This is a genomic window from Nocardia sp. BMG51109 (genome assembly GCF_000526215.1).
GTDB lineage: Bacteria > Actinomycetota > Actinomycetes > Mycobacteriales > Mycobacteriaceae > Nocardia.
This window is the reverse complement of the sequence record NZ_JAFQ01000004.1, coordinates 599822-614029: the sequence shown is the minus strand read 5'-3', so window position 1 is coordinate 614029 and position 14208 is coordinate 599822. Positions and strand designations below refer to the sequence as shown.

The 14208-nt window shown below is 71.6% G+C and carries 12 protein-coding genes; 4 read left to right on the top strand and 8 right to left on the bottom strand.

The window, feature by feature from the left end; translation table 11 throughout:
* Nucleotides 1–19: 19 nt before the first annotated feature.
* From D892_RS0104210 to D892_RS0104195, 4 genes are read right to left on the bottom strand one after another with little or no spacing between them, the layout of a single operon-like run.
* Complete coding sequence (locus tag D892_RS0104210) at nucleotides 20–364, bottom strand: VOC family protein (RefSeq protein WP_024800047.1); 345 nt, start codon at nucleotides 362–364, stop codon at nucleotides 20–22.
* Nucleotides 361–588, bottom strand: a complete 228-nt coding sequence (locus tag D892_RS0104205; RefSeq protein ID WP_024800046.1) for an exodeoxyribonuclease VII small subunit — start codon at nucleotides 586–588, stop codon at nucleotides 361–363. Before D892_RS0104205 ends, D892_RS0104210 begins: the two co-directional genes overlap by 4 nt.
* Entirely contained in the window at nucleotides 575–1891 is a 1317-nt protein-coding gene (gene xseA, locus D892_RS0104200) for an exodeoxyribonuclease VII large subunit (protein ID WP_024800045.1), read from the bottom strand. Before xseA ends, D892_RS0104205 begins: the two co-directional genes overlap by 14 nt.
* On the bottom strand, nucleotides 1888–2625 hold the full coding sequence (locus D892_RS0104195; RefSeq protein ID WP_024800044.1) for a lipid droplet-associated protein: 738 nt from the start codon (nucleotides 2623–2625) through the stop codon (nucleotides 1888–1890). The genes xseA and D892_RS0104195 overlap by 4 nt, the downstream gene beginning before the upstream one ends.
* A 237-nt stretch (nucleotides 2626–2862) precedes the next feature.
* Between D892_RS0104195 and D892_RS0104190 the strand changes: the two genes are divergently transcribed.
* Nucleotides 2863–3867: a 4-hydroxy-3-methylbut-2-enyl diphosphate reductase gene (locus D892_RS0104190; RefSeq protein ID WP_024800043.1), complete on the top strand. Its 1005-nt coding sequence runs from the start codon at nucleotides 2863–2865 to the stop codon at nucleotides 3865–3867.
* Between the two features lie 264 nt (nucleotides 3868–4131).
* On the opposite strand, the gene D892_RS0104185 is transcribed toward D892_RS0104190, so the two are convergent.
* The gene (locus D892_RS0104185) at nucleotides 4132–4977 is read right to left on the bottom strand and encodes a DUF6542 domain-containing protein (RefSeq protein WP_024800042.1); all 846 of its coding nucleotides are present in this window, start codon (nucleotides 4975–4977) and stop codon (nucleotides 4132–4134) included.
* Nucleotides 4978–5035: 58 nt separating this feature from the next.
* Nucleotides 5036–6172: a DNA recombination protein RmuC gene (locus D892_RS0104180; RefSeq protein WP_024800041.1), complete on the bottom strand. Its 1137-nt coding sequence runs from the start codon at nucleotides 6170–6172 to the stop codon at nucleotides 5036–5038.
* A gap of 351 nt (nucleotides 6173–6523) precedes the next feature.
* Here D892_RS0104180 and D892_RS0104175 point away from each other — a divergent pair, with 351 nt between their 5' ends.
* From D892_RS0104175 to D892_RS0104165, 3 genes are all read left to right on the top strand, one after another.
* The gene (locus tag D892_RS0104175) at nucleotides 6524–7690 is read left to right on the top strand and encodes an exonuclease SbcCD subunit D (RefSeq protein WP_024800040.1); all 1167 of its coding nucleotides are present in this window, start codon (nucleotides 6524–6526) and stop codon (nucleotides 7688–7690) included.
* 286 nt (nucleotides 7691–7976) lie between these two features.
* Nucleotides 7977–11453, top strand: coding sequence for an AAA family ATPase (locus D892_RS49355; RefSeq protein WP_024800039.1), 3477 nt, complete (start codon nucleotides 7977–7979; stop codon nucleotides 11451–11453).
* Between the two features lie 31 nt (nucleotides 11454–11484).
* Nucleotides 11485–11889, top strand: a complete 405-nt coding sequence (locus tag D892_RS0104165; protein ID WP_232235971.1) for an ester cyclase — start codon at nucleotides 11485–11487, stop codon at nucleotides 11887–11889.
* A gap of 190 nt (nucleotides 11890–12079) precedes the next feature.
* Here D892_RS0104165 and D892_RS0104160 read toward each other — a convergent pair whose 3' ends face one another.
* On the bottom strand, nucleotides 12080–12589 hold the full coding sequence (locus tag D892_RS0104160; protein WP_024800037.1) for a methylated-DNA--[protein]-cysteine S-methyltransferase: 510 nt from the start codon (nucleotides 12587–12589) through the stop codon (nucleotides 12080–12082).
* The gene (locus D892_RS0104155) at nucleotides 12586–14085 is read right to left on the bottom strand and encodes an AlkA N-terminal domain-containing protein (RefSeq protein WP_063629939.1); all 1500 of its coding nucleotides are present in this window, start codon (nucleotides 14083–14085) and stop codon (nucleotides 12586–12588) included. Before D892_RS0104155 ends, D892_RS0104160 begins: the two co-directional genes overlap by 4 nt.
* Nucleotides 14086–14208 lie beyond the last annotated feature (123 nt).

The following is a 14208-nucleotide window of genomic DNA, read 5'->3' as shown; positions in this document are numbered from 1 at the left end:
TGGCCGACGTTTCTATCGGTCAGCGGTGGCCGACGACGTTCACCACGGTGCCGTCCGGATCGCGGACGAAGAACCTGCGCACGCCCCACGGTTCGTCCCGCAGGGTGTAGACGATCTCGGCGCCCGCGGCCGCCATCGTGTCGTGCGTGGCATCGACATCGTCGACCTCGACGCTGATATCCGGTTGCGGGCTCTCGGCATCCGCGCTGAACAGGGTGATCTGTGCCGTCGGATTCGACGGCGACGCCAGGGTGACGATCCAGCCCAGGTCCATCACCTCGTCGAATCCGAGCAGCCGGTAGAAGGCCCTGGTCCGCTCCATGTCGGCGGGCCGCAGATCCGGAACCGCGCGACGAATCGTCATGGTTGCGCCTCGTCGCGGCGGGACAGGGCGTCCTCGACGCGCTTGCGGGCCCCGGCCAGATGTTCCTCGCAGCGGGTCGCCAGCGCCTCGCCGCGCTCCCACAGCGCCAGCGAGTCGTCCAGGTCCATGCCACCCTGCTCCAGCATCTTCACCACGTTGACCAGCTCGTCGCGGGCGCGTTCGTAGCCGAATGCGGCGATCTCGTCGAGGTCACTGTCGGTCATCGTTGCCCTCCTTCGTGCGGGGTGTTCGGGTGCCGCCCAGCTCTTGACTGCCGAGGGTGGCGGCGGTGATCGCGCCGTCGGCGACCCGGATGCGCAGCTGAGTGCCGGGCGGGGCGTCGCCCACGGCGCGGATGACGTGTCGCTCCTGGCCCGAAACCCGTTGCACCACAGCGTATCCGCGGGCCATGGTGGCCGCCGGGCCGACGGCGGTGAGCTTCTCGCGCAGGTGCCGGGTGGCGGTGGACTGGGTGTCCAGCAGGTGCCCGACGGCGCGGCGGGCGCCGATGCGCAGTCGCTCGACCTCGTCGTGCCGCTGTTCGAGCAGCCGCAGCGGTTCGGCCAGGACCGGGCGCGAGCGCAACTGGTCCAGGGCGCGGGCCTCCCGGTTCACCCAGCCGCGCAGGGCCGCCGCGCTGCGCTCCCGCAGCTCATCGACCAGCGCCAGTTCGGCGGCCGCGTCCGGGACCACCCGCTCGGCCGCATCGGTGGGCGTGGCCGCGCGCAGATCGGCGACGTAATCGGAGATCGGGTTGTCGGGCTCGTGGCCGACGGCGCTCACGATCGGCGTCGTCGCGGCGACGATGGCGCGGCACAGGGTCTCGTCGGAGAACGGCAGCAGATCCTCGACGCTGCCGCCGCCGCGGGCCAGCACGATGACCTCGATATCCGCGTTCCGGTCGAGGTCGGCCAGCGCGTCGAGGATCTGCGGCACCGCGGTCGGGCCCTGCACCGCGGTATTGCGGACCTCGAACCGGACCGCGGGCCAGCGCTCGCGGGCCACCGTCAGCACGTCGTGCTCGGCCGCGCTCGCCCGTCCGGTGATCAGCCCGATCGCCTTGGGCAGGAACGGAATCGGGCGCTTCAGATTCGGGTCGAACAGGCCCTCGGCGGACAGCAGCGCCTTCAGCCGCTCGACCCGGGCGAGCAGTTCGCCGACGCCGACGGCCCTGATTTCGGTGACTCGCAGCGAGATCGTGCCGCGGCCGGTGAAATACGACAGTTTCCCGTACACCACGACCCGGCTGCCCTCCTGCAGCGGCACCGGCGAACTGCGCAGCAACTGGGGGTCGCAGGTCACCGACAGCGACATGTCGGCGGCCGGGTCGCGCAGCACGACGAATGCGGTCCGGGTGCCCGGGCGCAGCGAGATCTGGGTGATCTGGCCCTCCACCCAGATGCTGCCGAGGCGGTCGATCCACTGCGCGACCTTGACGGCGATGGTGCGCACCGGCCACGGGTGCTCGACCGAATTCGCGGGGCGGTTCCCGGAACCGCCGGCCCGGTCGGCGGGCGAGTCGGTCACTTGGCCCGCACGGTGGCGATCCGGTTCGTCAGCATGGTCACGAACGGTGCCCGGTCGCGGGTCTGCTGCTCGTAGTCGAGCAGGGCGGTGAGATCTTCGACACTGAACATGCGCAGGCGGGCACGCAGCTGCGCCAGCGTCATGCTGCCGTAGTCGTACCGGGTGGCCACCTCGGGCTCGATCACCTCGACGGGGGCGCTGCTGTTCGTGGAAGCCGTTGTGGCGTCGGTGGTTCGGGCCGGTTCGGGCGCCTCCGGTTCGGTGGTCTCCGATTCCGGCGCCGGCACCGCTTCCGCCTCCGCCGCGTCGGGCACCGGCCGTTCGGCCGCATCGGGCACCGACTGTTCGTCCGTATCGAGCGCCGGCTCGGGGTACAGATCGAAACTGCTCACGCGAACCGGTTCCGCCGCGCCGAAACCCTCCGATGCCGTGCGGAAACCTGCCGGGGCCGCGCCGACGCCGGGCCCGGGCTCGGCGCGCTCGTCCTCGGCATCCTCGTCGAAGGTGGCCCATTCGGGCTGTTCGACCGGGCGGTTGACGAAGCGGTCGAACACCACGTCGCCCTTCAGGGCGAGGCTGGTGACGAACTGCTGCGCGTGCATCGTGGTCTGCAGCAGCTGGCTGATGGCGGTTATCGGGAAATGCGCTGCGGCAGTGGGTAGCCGGCGAGTTTCCTCGATGGCGTACACGGCGGCCCCGGCGGCGACGCGGGCGAGAAACGGCGGTCGGAACATGGTCATAGCGTGCCCGAAACGCGGTGTGATGCAAAGGGTGGGGCCGCGTGATTTACCCATGCGGTTACTTAATCAGCCCAGGTTGCGGGCGGCGATATCGGGGTGTATCCGCCGTCGGCGGCACTCATTCGGCACGCCGCCGGTGGCGGTCGTTCCCGCGACGGGAGGCGCGCCCGGACGCCCGGGCGGCGGCCGGCTCTTGGGCGCGTCGAATGGTGCGCACGTAAGCTGGGAGCCATGTCCTCGGCTATCCCGTTGAATGTCGGAATCGCCCGGTCGGCCGGTTCGGGCGCGTCGGATGCGGCCAAACGCGTATTGCTCGCCGAACCGCGGGGGTATTGCGCCGGCGTCGATCGCGCGGTGGAAACCGTGGAGCGCACGCTGGAGAAGCACGGCGCACCGGTCTACGTCCGCAAGGAGATCGTGCACAACAAGCACGTCGTGGAGACGCTGCGGGAGCGCGGTGTGATCTTCGTCGAAGACACCGAGGAGGTGCCGGAGGGCGCCGTCGTGGTGTTCTCCGCGCACGGTGTGTCGCCGATGGTGCACGAGTCCGCGGCCGCCCGCGGCCTGCACACGATCGACGCCACCTGCCCGCTGGTCACGAAGGTGCACCAGGAGGCCAAGCGCTTCGCCCGCAACGACTACGACATCCTGCTCATCGGCCACGAGGGCCACGAGGAGGTGGAGGGCACCGCCGGGGAGGCCCCCGACCACGTGCAGCTGGTGGACGGACCGGCCGCGGCCGCCGATGTCACCGTGCGCGACGAGAACAAGGTGATCTGGCTGTCGCAGACCACCCTGTCGGTCGACGAGACGATGGAGACGGTGCAGCGGCTGCGGGAGCGCTTCCCGAACCTGCAGGATCCCCCGAGCGACGACATCTGCTACGCCACCTCCAACCGCCAGACCGCGGTGAAGGCGATGGCGCCCGAATGCGATCTGGTGATCGTGGTCGGCTCGCGCAACTCCTCGAATTCGCAGCGCCTGGTCGAGGTCGCGCTGAACGCCGGCGCCCGGGCCTCGTATCTGGTCGACTTCGCCGCCGAGGTGGATCCGGCCTGGCTCGAGGGCGTGCGCACCATCGGCGTCACCTCCGGTGCCTCGGTTCCGGAGATCCTCGTCCGCGGCGTGCTCGACATGCTGGCCGAGAACGGCTACGGCGATGTTCAGCCGGTCACCACCGCGAACGAGACCCTCGTCTTCTCCCTGCCTCGCGAGCTGCGCGCCGCTCGCCGCTGAGCGATACCACGTCGATTCGCCCCGGACCGAGAGGTTCGGGGCGAATCTGTTTCTATGCCCTGTTCCTCGGCGTACGGGGACTCGGCGTACGGGGACTCGGTGTACGGGGACTTGGTGTGTGGGGACTCGGGATGCCTGCTTCGCCGTGCCCGAATGCGATTCGCACGTAACAGAGTTGAACGCTCGACCGATGACCGGGCGTGGGGATGCTGTCGGCTCCGGGCGTCGCGGGGAGTGGTGTGCCCTGTGCCCGGATGTCTCGTCTCAGCGTTCGATGCGGCCGGAATCGCGGTCGCGATAACGCACGTTCGGTCGCGGATGAGGCGGGATGTCGCCCTTGTGCGGCGGGCGGCCGCGTCGTGGGGCCGGTTCCGCCGCGGCGGGGCGGTCGGTCGTGCGCGGATACGCCGCCTTCGCGGGGGCCGCTTTCGTCGGGGCAGGCTTCGTGGGGGAGACCCGCGGCGGGCGTTCCGCGACGCGCCCGGAGGCGGACCGGCGGTTCGGGCGGGCCGGTGCGGGTTCCGGGTCGGCCTCCGCGGTGGTCTTCGACGAGCGGGCCCGGCGGCGGAGCGTATCCGACGAGGTCGTTGTCCTGGTCCGGCGGGTGCGCTCGCTGGGGCGCGTGCTGTGCATCCGCCCGGTTCGCGGGCGATCGCTACCGGTGCGCTGCGCCTCCTGGCGATGCATCCACACGCGGCCGCCGCCGATCATCAACACGAGCACGGTGGCCAGCGCCATCGTCGGGAACCTGTTCACCAGCGGAATCGCCAGGTTCAGCAGGATGTCCTTCACCGAGGTCGCGCTGCGGCCGGTTAGTTGCTGATAGGCCAGCGGCACCGAGAAGAACAGCAGCAGAGGGGGTGTCACCATCGTGGTGAACAGGCCGCGGTAGCGGACCACGAGTGCCGCCACCACACATCCCACTATGTAACAGACCGCGAAGGTGCGGGTCAGCTCCTTGCCGCTGCTGCCTGCATCGATGAAGAATCCGATAAATGTGCACGCGACCGCGATCAATACCGCCGCCCCGGCGGGGACGCCGGGAACCGACGGAATGATCGAGCGGTGCGACGCCGGTACGTCGGATCGCTCGCGTTGGGTAGCTGCCACGTAAAGCACACTATCTGCCGGGGCCGAAACGTGTCTCGAGGCCGGGCGGATGCGCGAGCTATTCGCTGGTCTCGGCCGATCCGACCGCGCGGGGCCAGGACTCCACCCGGCCGATCACCGGCACCTCCCGATCGCCGATATCCAATTCGTGCAGGCGCCGGGCCGTGACCATCACCCGCGACTCCACCGACGCGACGGTGTGGTTGAAAGCGTCGACGGCCTTTCCGAGCTGGGTGCCGAGCCGGTCCAGATGGCGGCCGGTGGTGCCCAGGCGCGCATACAATTCCCGGCCCAATTGCTGGACCGTCGCCATATCGCGGGACAGCGCCTCCTGGCGCCAGCCGTACGCGATGGTGCGCAACAGGGCGATCAGCGTCGTCGGTGTTGCGAGAATCACATTTCGGCCGAAGGCGTATTCGAGCAGGCCGGCGTCGGCGGACAGCGCGGCGTCCAGGAACGCATCGCCGGGCACGAACAGCACCACGAACTCCGGGGACGGGTCGAACGCCGTCCAATACGCCTTGTCGGCCAGCTGGTCGACGTGCGCGCGCAGATGTTTGGCATGCCGGGTGCGCAATTCGTCGCCGCGGTGCGGATCGTCGGCGGTGGTGGCCTCCAGGTAAGCCGTCAGCGGCACCTTGGCGTCGACGACGATCCGACGGTTGCCTGCCAGCCGCACCACCAGGTCGGGGCGCACTCCGCCGCCGGAACCGGTGGCGCTCACCTGGGTGTCGAAATCGCAGTGCCGCGCCATCCCGGCCAGCTCCACCACCCGCTCCAGCTGGACCTCGCCCCAGCGCCCGCGCACCTGCGGGGCACGCAGCGCGGACACCAGCTGACCGGTCTGGGTGGACAACTGGTGCGAGACGCGCTGCATGCCCGCGACCTGCTCGCGCAGGCCGGAATAGGCGTTGATGCGGTTGTGCTCGATCTGCCGGAGGTGCTGGTTCAGGGCGCCCACCGCGTCGCGCAGCGGATCCACCAGGGTGCCCACCGCATGCGAATTGCGCCGCGCCGCATCCTCGTTCGCCGCGCTCAGCGACTGCCGCAGCAGTCTCTCGTTGTCGCGCAGCGCGGCCAGCTGCGCCTCGGCCGCGGCCGCGCGCCGTCCCGACCGCGCGGCATACCCCAGCCACCCGAGCCCGAACCCGGCGGCGAACACCAACAGCAGCGCAAACAGCATCGGTGCGGTCATGACTGCAGATGGTGCCTCATCCCACCGACAAGTCCGCGCAGACAGGCAATCGCTCAGCGTCGCGGCACTGCCCGACGCTCGTGCGCGTAGCCGATCCGTCGCGGGCAGGTCGGTGTCGGCGACCGTTGACCGATGCCATGAGGGGCGAGGATCGCCGGGGATCCGCCCAGTCGCCCGCTGCGCCGTGCCGGGTATCGGGAACGCCCGCGAAATCGTCGCCGGTCGGCCACGCGCGACCGGCGAACACTCCGCGTGGCTCGACATGCCGGGCCGGTCGGGCGCACATTTTTTTCCACGAGTTCGGCCCGGCGGCTTCGGTTCTGTCGGTGCGAGCGTCTACGGTTTCGCGGCATGCGGATGCTGCACACGTCGGACTGGCATATCGGGCGGACGTTCCACGGGGTGGATCTGCTTGCCGATCAGGCACGTTCGCTGGAGGCGATCGCCGAGATCGTGGCCGAGGAGCGCGTCGAGGCGGTGCTGCTCCCGGGCGACGTGTACGACCGGTCGATTCCCAGCGCCGATGCGATCGCGGTGTGCAATCGGGGATTCGAGGCGATCCGGGCGGCCGGCGCCGAGATCGTGGCCACCTCCGGCAATCACGATTCGCCGACCCGGCTGGGTGCGCTGGGCAGCTTCGCCGCGGCCGGTGGGCTGCACCTGCGCACGACGGTGGCCGATGTGCGGCGCCCGGTGTCGCTGTCCGACGAGTTCGGTGAGATCGCCTGCTACGGCATCCCGTATCTGGAACCGGAGATCACCCGCGCCGAATTGGAGGTGCCGCAGGCCCGTTCGCATGCGGAGATCCTGGACGCCGCGATGGCGCACATCCGGGCCGATCTGGACCGCCGCGGCCGCCCGCGGTCGATCGTGCTGGCCCATGCGTTCGTCGTGGGCGGCGAGGCGACGGGTTCGGAGCGGAACATCTCGGTCGGCGGCGTGGAGACGGTGCCGCTCGGCGCCTTCGGCGGCATCGACTACGTGGCGCTCGGCCATCTGCATTCGTCGCAGACGCTGTCGGAATCGGTGCGCTACAGCGGTTCTCCGCTGCCCTATTCCTTCGCCGAACGCTCGCACCGCAAGGCCGTCTGGATCGTCGACCTGGACGGCGACGGCCTGAAAGAGGTTGTGCGCCGCGATCTTCCGCGGGTGCGCGGGCTCAGCAGGTTGAGCGGCACGCTCGAGGAACTGCTCGCCGATCCGGCCCACGCCGCGGCCGAGGACGACTACGTCTCGGCGGCACTGACCGATCATGCCCGCCCGGTCGATGCGCTGCGCCGGTTGCGTACCCGATTCCCGCACGCCGTGCACGTGGATTGGGAACGGCCCGAGGGCGATCCGGAGTTGCGCTACCGTGAGCGGGTGCAGGGCCGACGCGACACCGACGTGGCGCGCAGCTTCCTCGCCGATGTCCGGGGGGAGCCGTCGCCGGGCGAAATGCAATGGATGGAGCGGGCATTGGTCGCCGCGGTCGCCGAGCCCGAGGCGTCGCCGGCCGCCGACGAGCTGTCGGCATGAGTGCCGCCGAGGCGCGGCCGCGACGGCCCGGGGCCTCCTCGCGGTACCGGGTGGTCCGAGGGTGCAGGTGCGACCCGATCGAACTCAACCGTGCCGGTGTGGCCGAGGCCGTTGCCGTAGCTCTCCCGTCACGGGAGATCGGCCCTTCCCCGGCGGGCCTGCGGTCAGGTCCCGCGGTCACCGAGGTTGTGCCTGTGCCACAGAGGTTTTCACCCGGTCGGCACCGTATCCCGTGGGTGCGTTCGACGGGGCTCTGGGCTGCTCCGGGTGTCGCCGGAGGACGCGGATGAGGCTGCATCGGCTGGAGATGACGGCGTTCGGCCCCTTCGCCGACACCGCGTCCGTCGACTTCGACGAGCTGGGTGCCGACGGGCTGTTCCTGCTGCACGGGCAGACCGGTGCCGGGAAGACCACGGTGCTGGATGCGATCGCGTTCGCGCTCTACGGCCGGGTGCCCGGAGCGCGCGGGGAGAGCAAGCGGCTGCACTCCGATCATGCCGATCCGCTGACACCGCCCCGGGTGAGGCTCGAGGCCACGCTCGGCGGCCGACGGCTGCGGCTGACCCGGTCGCCGGAGTTCCAGCGGCCGAAGAAGCGCGGCAGCGGCTGGGCCACCGAGCAGGCCGCCGCGACGCTGGAGTGGCTCGACGGCCGTGGCCACAATCTTTCCCGCATACCGGATATCGGCGACGAGGTGAACCGCCTGCTCGGGATGAGCGCCGACCAGTTCTTCCAGGTGGTGCTGCTGCCGCAGGGCGATTTCGCGCGGTTCCTGCGCGCCGACAACGAGGATCGCGAGAAGCTGCTCGAAAAGCTCTTCGACACCGAACGTTTCGGCACCGCCGAACAGTGGCTGGCGCAGCGGCGGCGGGAGAGCGGCGCCGAGCTGGAATCGCAGCGGCAGAGCATCGATCGGCTGATCGCGCAGGTGGGCGTCGCGGCCGGGCTCGGCGCCACGGAGACGGTCGGGCCCCTGGAGGCGGTCGACTGGTCGCAGCGGCTGCTGACGACCGCCCGGGCCGAGGTGACCACGGCGGCCACCGAACTCGCGCGCTGCCAGCAGGATTCGGCTCGTGCGCAGGCCGCCGTCGAGGAGCAGCGCCGCGTGCGGGATCTGCACCGACGCCGGTCGGCCGCGCGCACGCGGCTGGACGAGTACGCCGCCGGCGCCGAGCGCCGCACCCGGCTGACGGCCGAACTCGACGGCGCCCGCCGCGCCGAGCCGGTCGCCGCGGCCCTGGCCGAGGCGCGCTCGGCGGCGGTCGTCCTGCGCCGCCGCACCGACGAATCCCGCACCGCCGCCGAGCGGCTGGCCGCCCGCCTGCTCGAGCCACCCAGCGCGGAACTCGCCGGAACCTCCTGGGCCGCCGCAGATCTCCTCGAAGCCGAACTCGCCGCAACCGATTTCGCCGAGGGCCTGACGGCCATCGCCTCCGCCCCGCCGCCTCCCGCGGCCGAGGGGGAAGCCGTGGTCGCCAGGGCGGCCGTAGCCACCAGGGAGGCTACGGCCGCCGAGGCCGGGCAGCACGCCGAGGCACGGGAGGACACGGAAGCCGGAACGCACTCGGATACTGGGAAGAATTCGGGGGACGCGGAACCCGCGCAGGCCGATACCGCCGAGCCGAACTCGGCTGCCGCCGAACCGGTCGCGGAAACCGTTGCCGCGGGCGGGGTCGTGGAACTGGAATTGTTCTCCATCGACGGCTTGCTGGACGCCGATGACGGCGCCGACTGTACCGAGGAGGACATCCTCCGTGTCGGCAAGGAGAGGCCCGAATTCGGTGAAGACACTCCCGCACCCGGCGAAGACGGGCTCGAGGCGGCCGTGCGACGGTGGTCGGCGCAGGTCGGGGCGCTGGACGAGGTGCGGGCGGATGCGGAGTCGGCGCATGCGCTGACGGCCGAACTGGCAAGCCTGCGTACCGAATACGCGGAGGCGGCCGGCAGCGCCGAGCGGCTGTCGGTGCGGCGGGTCGAGCTGCCGGAGACGATCCGGACGGCCGAGGTGCGGTTGCGGGAGGCGGCCGACGCGATGGCCGGGCTGGCGGGTCTGGCCGCGGAACGCGACCGGTTGCGCACCGCCGCGACGGCGGCGGAAGAGCTGCTGCGGCGCCGGAAGGAGGCGGAGCAGGCGCGTACCGAGTACGAGACGGCCCGCGCCGCGCACACCGACGCGCGCGAGCGCACCCTGGACGTGCGCGAGCGTCGGCTCGCGGGCATGGCCGCGGAGTTGGCGGGCGCGCTGGCCGACGGGCGGCCGTGTCCGGTGTGCGGCGCCGCCGACCATCCGGCCCCGGCCCGGCCTACCGAGACGGCCGCCACCCGGGCCGACGAGGAGCGGGCGGTGGCGGCCGAACGGACCGCCGAAGGCGCCCGCGCCCGCGCGCTGGCCCGCAGCACCGAACTGGACCGCCAGATCGAGGTGTTGATCGACCGCGGCGGCGGCGAGGACAGGACAACCCTGGCCGACGCGCTGCGCACCGCCACCGAACGCCACGAGGCCGCGGGCACGGCGGCCGCCCGGCACGACGATCTCACCGTCGAACTCGCCCGCCTGCGCACCGACGAGACCCGGCTGCAGGACGAACAGCGCGCTCTCGAAAGCCGATGCAGCGCACTGCGGGAGCGCGTGCAGGCCGGTGATCGGCGTCTGGCGGAACTGACCGAGCGCCTGCGGGAGGCCGCGGGCGCCGACGGCACCGTGGAACGCCGCCGCGCCCGGCTGGAGGCCCTCGTGCGTGAGGCCACCGACCTGCGCGGAGCCCGGGCGGAGACCGCCGCCGCGCGCGAGCAGGTCGCCGCCGCGGCCCGCCGCGTCGAGCGGCTGGCCCGCGAGGCCGATCTGGCACCGGAACAGCGGGTGATCGCCGAAGGTGACACCGAACCGGACTACGCCGTGCTGGCGCTCTACGCCGAGATCGTGGACGCCGCCACCCGCACCACCGCGCAACGCGAGGAGGCGGAGGCGGAGCTGGTGGCCGCCGACCGCGCCCGCGCGCATGCGGAGGCGGTGCTGGCCGAACCGGAGATCCGGGCGGTGGCCGATGTCGAGCCCGGCGATCTCGACGAATGGGAAACCCTTGTGGCGCAGGCCCGCACCCGGCTCGACGCCGCGGTCGCGGCGAACGCCGAGGCCACCCGCCGCGTCGCTCAGCTGGAGGAACTCGGCGGGCAGCTGTGGGCCGCGGTGGATCGCATCGCCCCGATGCAGCGGGCGCACGAGGAACTGGACGGCCTGGCCGATGTGGTGGCCGGCCGCGGCGAGAACAACCGGCGAATGTCGCTGCGTTCCTACGTGCTGGCCGCCCGGCTGGAGGAGGTGGCGCTGGCCGGATCGGTGCGCCTGCGCCGAATGTCCGGCGGCCGTTACGAGTTCGTGCACTCCGATGCGGCCGGACCGCGCGGGCGCCGGGGCGGGCTGGGCCTGGACATCCGCGATGGGTACACGGGTGTCGTCCGTCCCGCGAAGACCTTGTCCGGCGGCGAAACCTTCATGGCCTCACTGGCATTGGCACTCGGCCTGGCCGATGTCGTGGCCGCGGAATCCGGCGGCCTCGTGCTGGACACCCTGTTCATCGACGAGGGCTTCGGCAGCCTGGACGCCGACACCCTCGACGCCGTGATGGGCGTGCTCGACGAACTGCGTTCCGGCGGACGGGTGGTCGGCGTCGTCAGCCACGTCGACGAGATGCGCCAGCGCATCCCGAGCCGCCTGCACGTCCTGCGCGAGCCCAACGGTTCCCGCCTGCTCACGGTCGTCTGACGGCCGGCGGCCGGCCGCTAGGATTTCCGTCGTGGCGGACACCATCGAGGCACTCGGAAAACGCCTGTACGCGGCGCTGGACGCGCAGGACTGGACGGTTATCGGCACGCTCATCGCACCTGCGCTGATCGTGCAGGTCGGCAGCGCGCCACCCATGGGCCTGGACGTGTGGCGGCGCAACCAGGAGGCGTTCTACCGCGGCTTCCCGGACGGACGCCACATCATCGAGGAAACGCTCGTCGACGCCGGGCGATTCGTCTCGCGCTGCCGGTTCGTCGGCACGCACACCGGACTCTTCGGCGAGCTGGCGCCGACCGGGGCGTCGGTGTCGGTCGGCGTCATCCACATCGACCGCTTCGCCGGGGGCCTGCTGGTCGAGCACCACGGCCAGCTGGATATGCACGGCCTGCTGCAACAGATCCGGGCTTCCGCCTGACCGGCGTACCGGGCCGTGTCGGCGACATGCGCCGGCACGCCTGCGCGAGCCACCCATTCCGTGCGCGGCATGCCGACGCGGGACATGACCCGTGACACCGGGCCCGGTCAGCTGCCGACCTGCGATGTTCCCGCGTGTGTGTCGCAGATCGCGACCGGGCCCCCGAACGGCCTGGCGGATCGGACGACCGTCAGTTCGCCCGTGCCGCCTCGTGATCGAGCAGCCACCGCTTGACCGCCAGCCCCCAGCGGAATCCGCCGAGGCTGCCGTCGGTCCGCAGGACGCGGTGGCAGGGGACGAACAGGGCGGCGGCGTTGCGGGCGCAGGCGTTCGCGGCCGCGCGCACCGCCTCCGGGCGGCCGGACAGGTCGGCGAATGCCGTGTAGGTCACCGGGTTTCCGGGCGTGACCTTGCGCAGTACCTCCCACGCATGCGTCAGGAACGGACCCGAGACCTGCCGGACGGTGATGTCGTCGATCGCGAGAACCTCACCGGCGTGGTACTTCTCGACCACCCGGGACACCGCGCCGAGGGATTCGCGGCGGCGCAGCTCGTCGGGACGCAGCCGGGGATGGACCAGCTCGCGCAGCTCGCCGGCGTCGTCTGTCCAGCCGGCGGCCAGCACGGCGCCCTCGTGGTCGACGAGCGCGGTGAACGGGCCGATCGGTGTCGGGATCATCGCGTAGTCGGCAGAACTCATTGCCGCACACCTACTTTCACGGAAACGTTCGCAGCGATCGCGGGAACCGTACGCTCGGCCAGGGCGCGCTTCCACAGATGCATGGACAGGTAGGACCGCCACGGCGCCCATCGCCCGGTATCGGCGAAGTCCACCCCCAGCAGCGCCGCGCCCTGCCGTACCACCAGATCGGTGTGTAACAGGATGTCGGGATCGGCGAGCAGCCGCATGGTGACGTAGTCGGCGGTCCAGGGGCCGACACCGTCCAGGGCCAGCAGGTCCCGCCGCACGTCGCCGGCCGTGCGCCCCGCGTGCAGCGATAACTCACCCGACGCCAGCGCCCGGGCGGCCGACAGTATCGACGCCGTGCGCCGGGCCGGTCCGGTGAGCACCTCGGCACCGCGCTCGGCGATGGCCGCCGCGGTCGGGAACAGCCGCGGCACCGGACCGTTGACGCGCTCACCGAGCGCCTCGACCAGCCGCGCGGTGTGCGTGACCGCTGCCGACACCGAGATCTGCTGGCCGATCATGGTGCGCAGCAGCAGTTCCGGGCCGTCCAGGCAGCCCGGCACCCGGATGCCCGGACTGGGCGTGCTGCTGCCGCGGAACCCGATCTCCAGTGCCTCGTCGATGCCGATCGGATCGGCGTCGAGGTCGAGCAGATGGCGCAGCCGCGCCACCGTGGGCGCCAGATCCCGCATGTCGTGCAGCGCCAGGCCCGCGCGCACATGTCCGGGCTGGAAGCTCAGCCGCACCGTCGCATGTCCGTGCGGGGTGCGCAGGCCACGGGTGTAGGTGCCGTCCTCCCACAGTTCCAGGCCGGGCACCGCATGCGCCGACAGGAACCACTCCAGCCAGGACCTGTCCATCGGCTCGCGGTAGGGCAGCCGCAGGGTGAGCATGCCGTTGGTCGCCGGCAGGGTGTCGCCGCGCAGCCGCCGAGCCTCGTCGCGCAGCGTCGTCGGGCTCACCGCGAACACCTCGCGCACGGTGTCGTTGAACTGCCGGATGCTCGCGAAGCCGGCCGCGAATGCGATGTCGGACATCGGCATTCGGGTGGTCTGGATCAGCAGCCGGGCGGTGTGCGCGCGGTGGGCGCGGGCCAGGGCGAGCGGCCCGGCGCCGAGTTCGGCGGTCAGTACGCGGGTCAGCTGGCGCTGCGAGTAGCCGAGCGCGCCGGCCAGCGCGGGCACGCCGCCGCGTTCGATCGTGCCGTCGGCGATCAGCCGCATCGCCCGCGCGGCGAGGTCGGCGCGGGTGTTCCACAGCGGCGAGCCCGGGGCCGCGTCGGGCAGGCAGCGGCGGCAGGCGCGGAACCCCGACTGCTGGGCCGCCGCGGCGGTCGGTAGGAAGGTGACGTTCGTGCGCTTCGGGGTGATGGCGGGACACGATGGGCGGCAGTAGATTCCGGTCGTCCGGACGGCGGTGACGAACAGGCCGTCGAAGCGGGCATCGCGGGTCGCCACGGCACGGTAACACCGTTCGAAATCCAGACCGTTCGCACTCACGCAGTCCACCCTGTCAGTCCGAGCGGATCCGCGCTAGCGGGAATCAGCCACCTTCCCCCTGACTGTTCATGCTGCATCGCGATTCCGGCCGGTCTCGAGCGTCCCCGAGCGTCCTTGCTGGGGATGTGCTGC

Bases quoted from the DNA above. Each gene is read 5' to 3' on its own strand.
- D892_RS0104210 (WP_024800047.1), bottom strand. From the start codon at position 364: ATGACGATTCGTCGCGCGGTTCCGGATCTGCGGCCCGCCGACATGGAG.
- D892_RS49355 (WP_024800039.1), top strand. From the start codon at position 7,977: ATGAGGCTGCATCGGCTGGAGATGACGGCGTTCGGCCCCTTCGCCGAC.
- D892_RS0104205 (WP_024800046.1), bottom strand. From the start codon at position 588: ATGACCGACAGTGACCTCGACGAGATCGCCGCATTCGGCTACGAACGC.
- D892_RS0104195 (WP_024800044.1), bottom strand. From the start codon at position 2,625: ATGTTCCGACCGCCGTTTCTCGCCCGCGTCGCCGCCGGGGCCGCCGTG.
- D892_RS0104180 (WP_024800041.1), bottom strand. From the start codon at position 6,172: ATGACCGCACCGATGCTGTTTGCGCTGCTGTTGGTGTTCGCCGCCGGG.
- D892_RS0104160 (WP_024800037.1), bottom strand. From the start codon at position 12,589: ATGAGTTCTGCCGACTACGCGATGATCCCGACACCGATCGGCCCGTTC.
- D892_RS0104175 (WP_024800040.1), top strand. From the start codon at position 6,524: ATGCGGATGCTGCACACGTCGGACTGGCATATCGGGCGGACGTTCCAC.
- D892_RS0104190 (WP_024800043.1), top strand. From the start codon at position 2,863: ATGTCCTCGGCTATCCCGTTGAATGTCGGAATCGCCCGGTCGGCCGGT.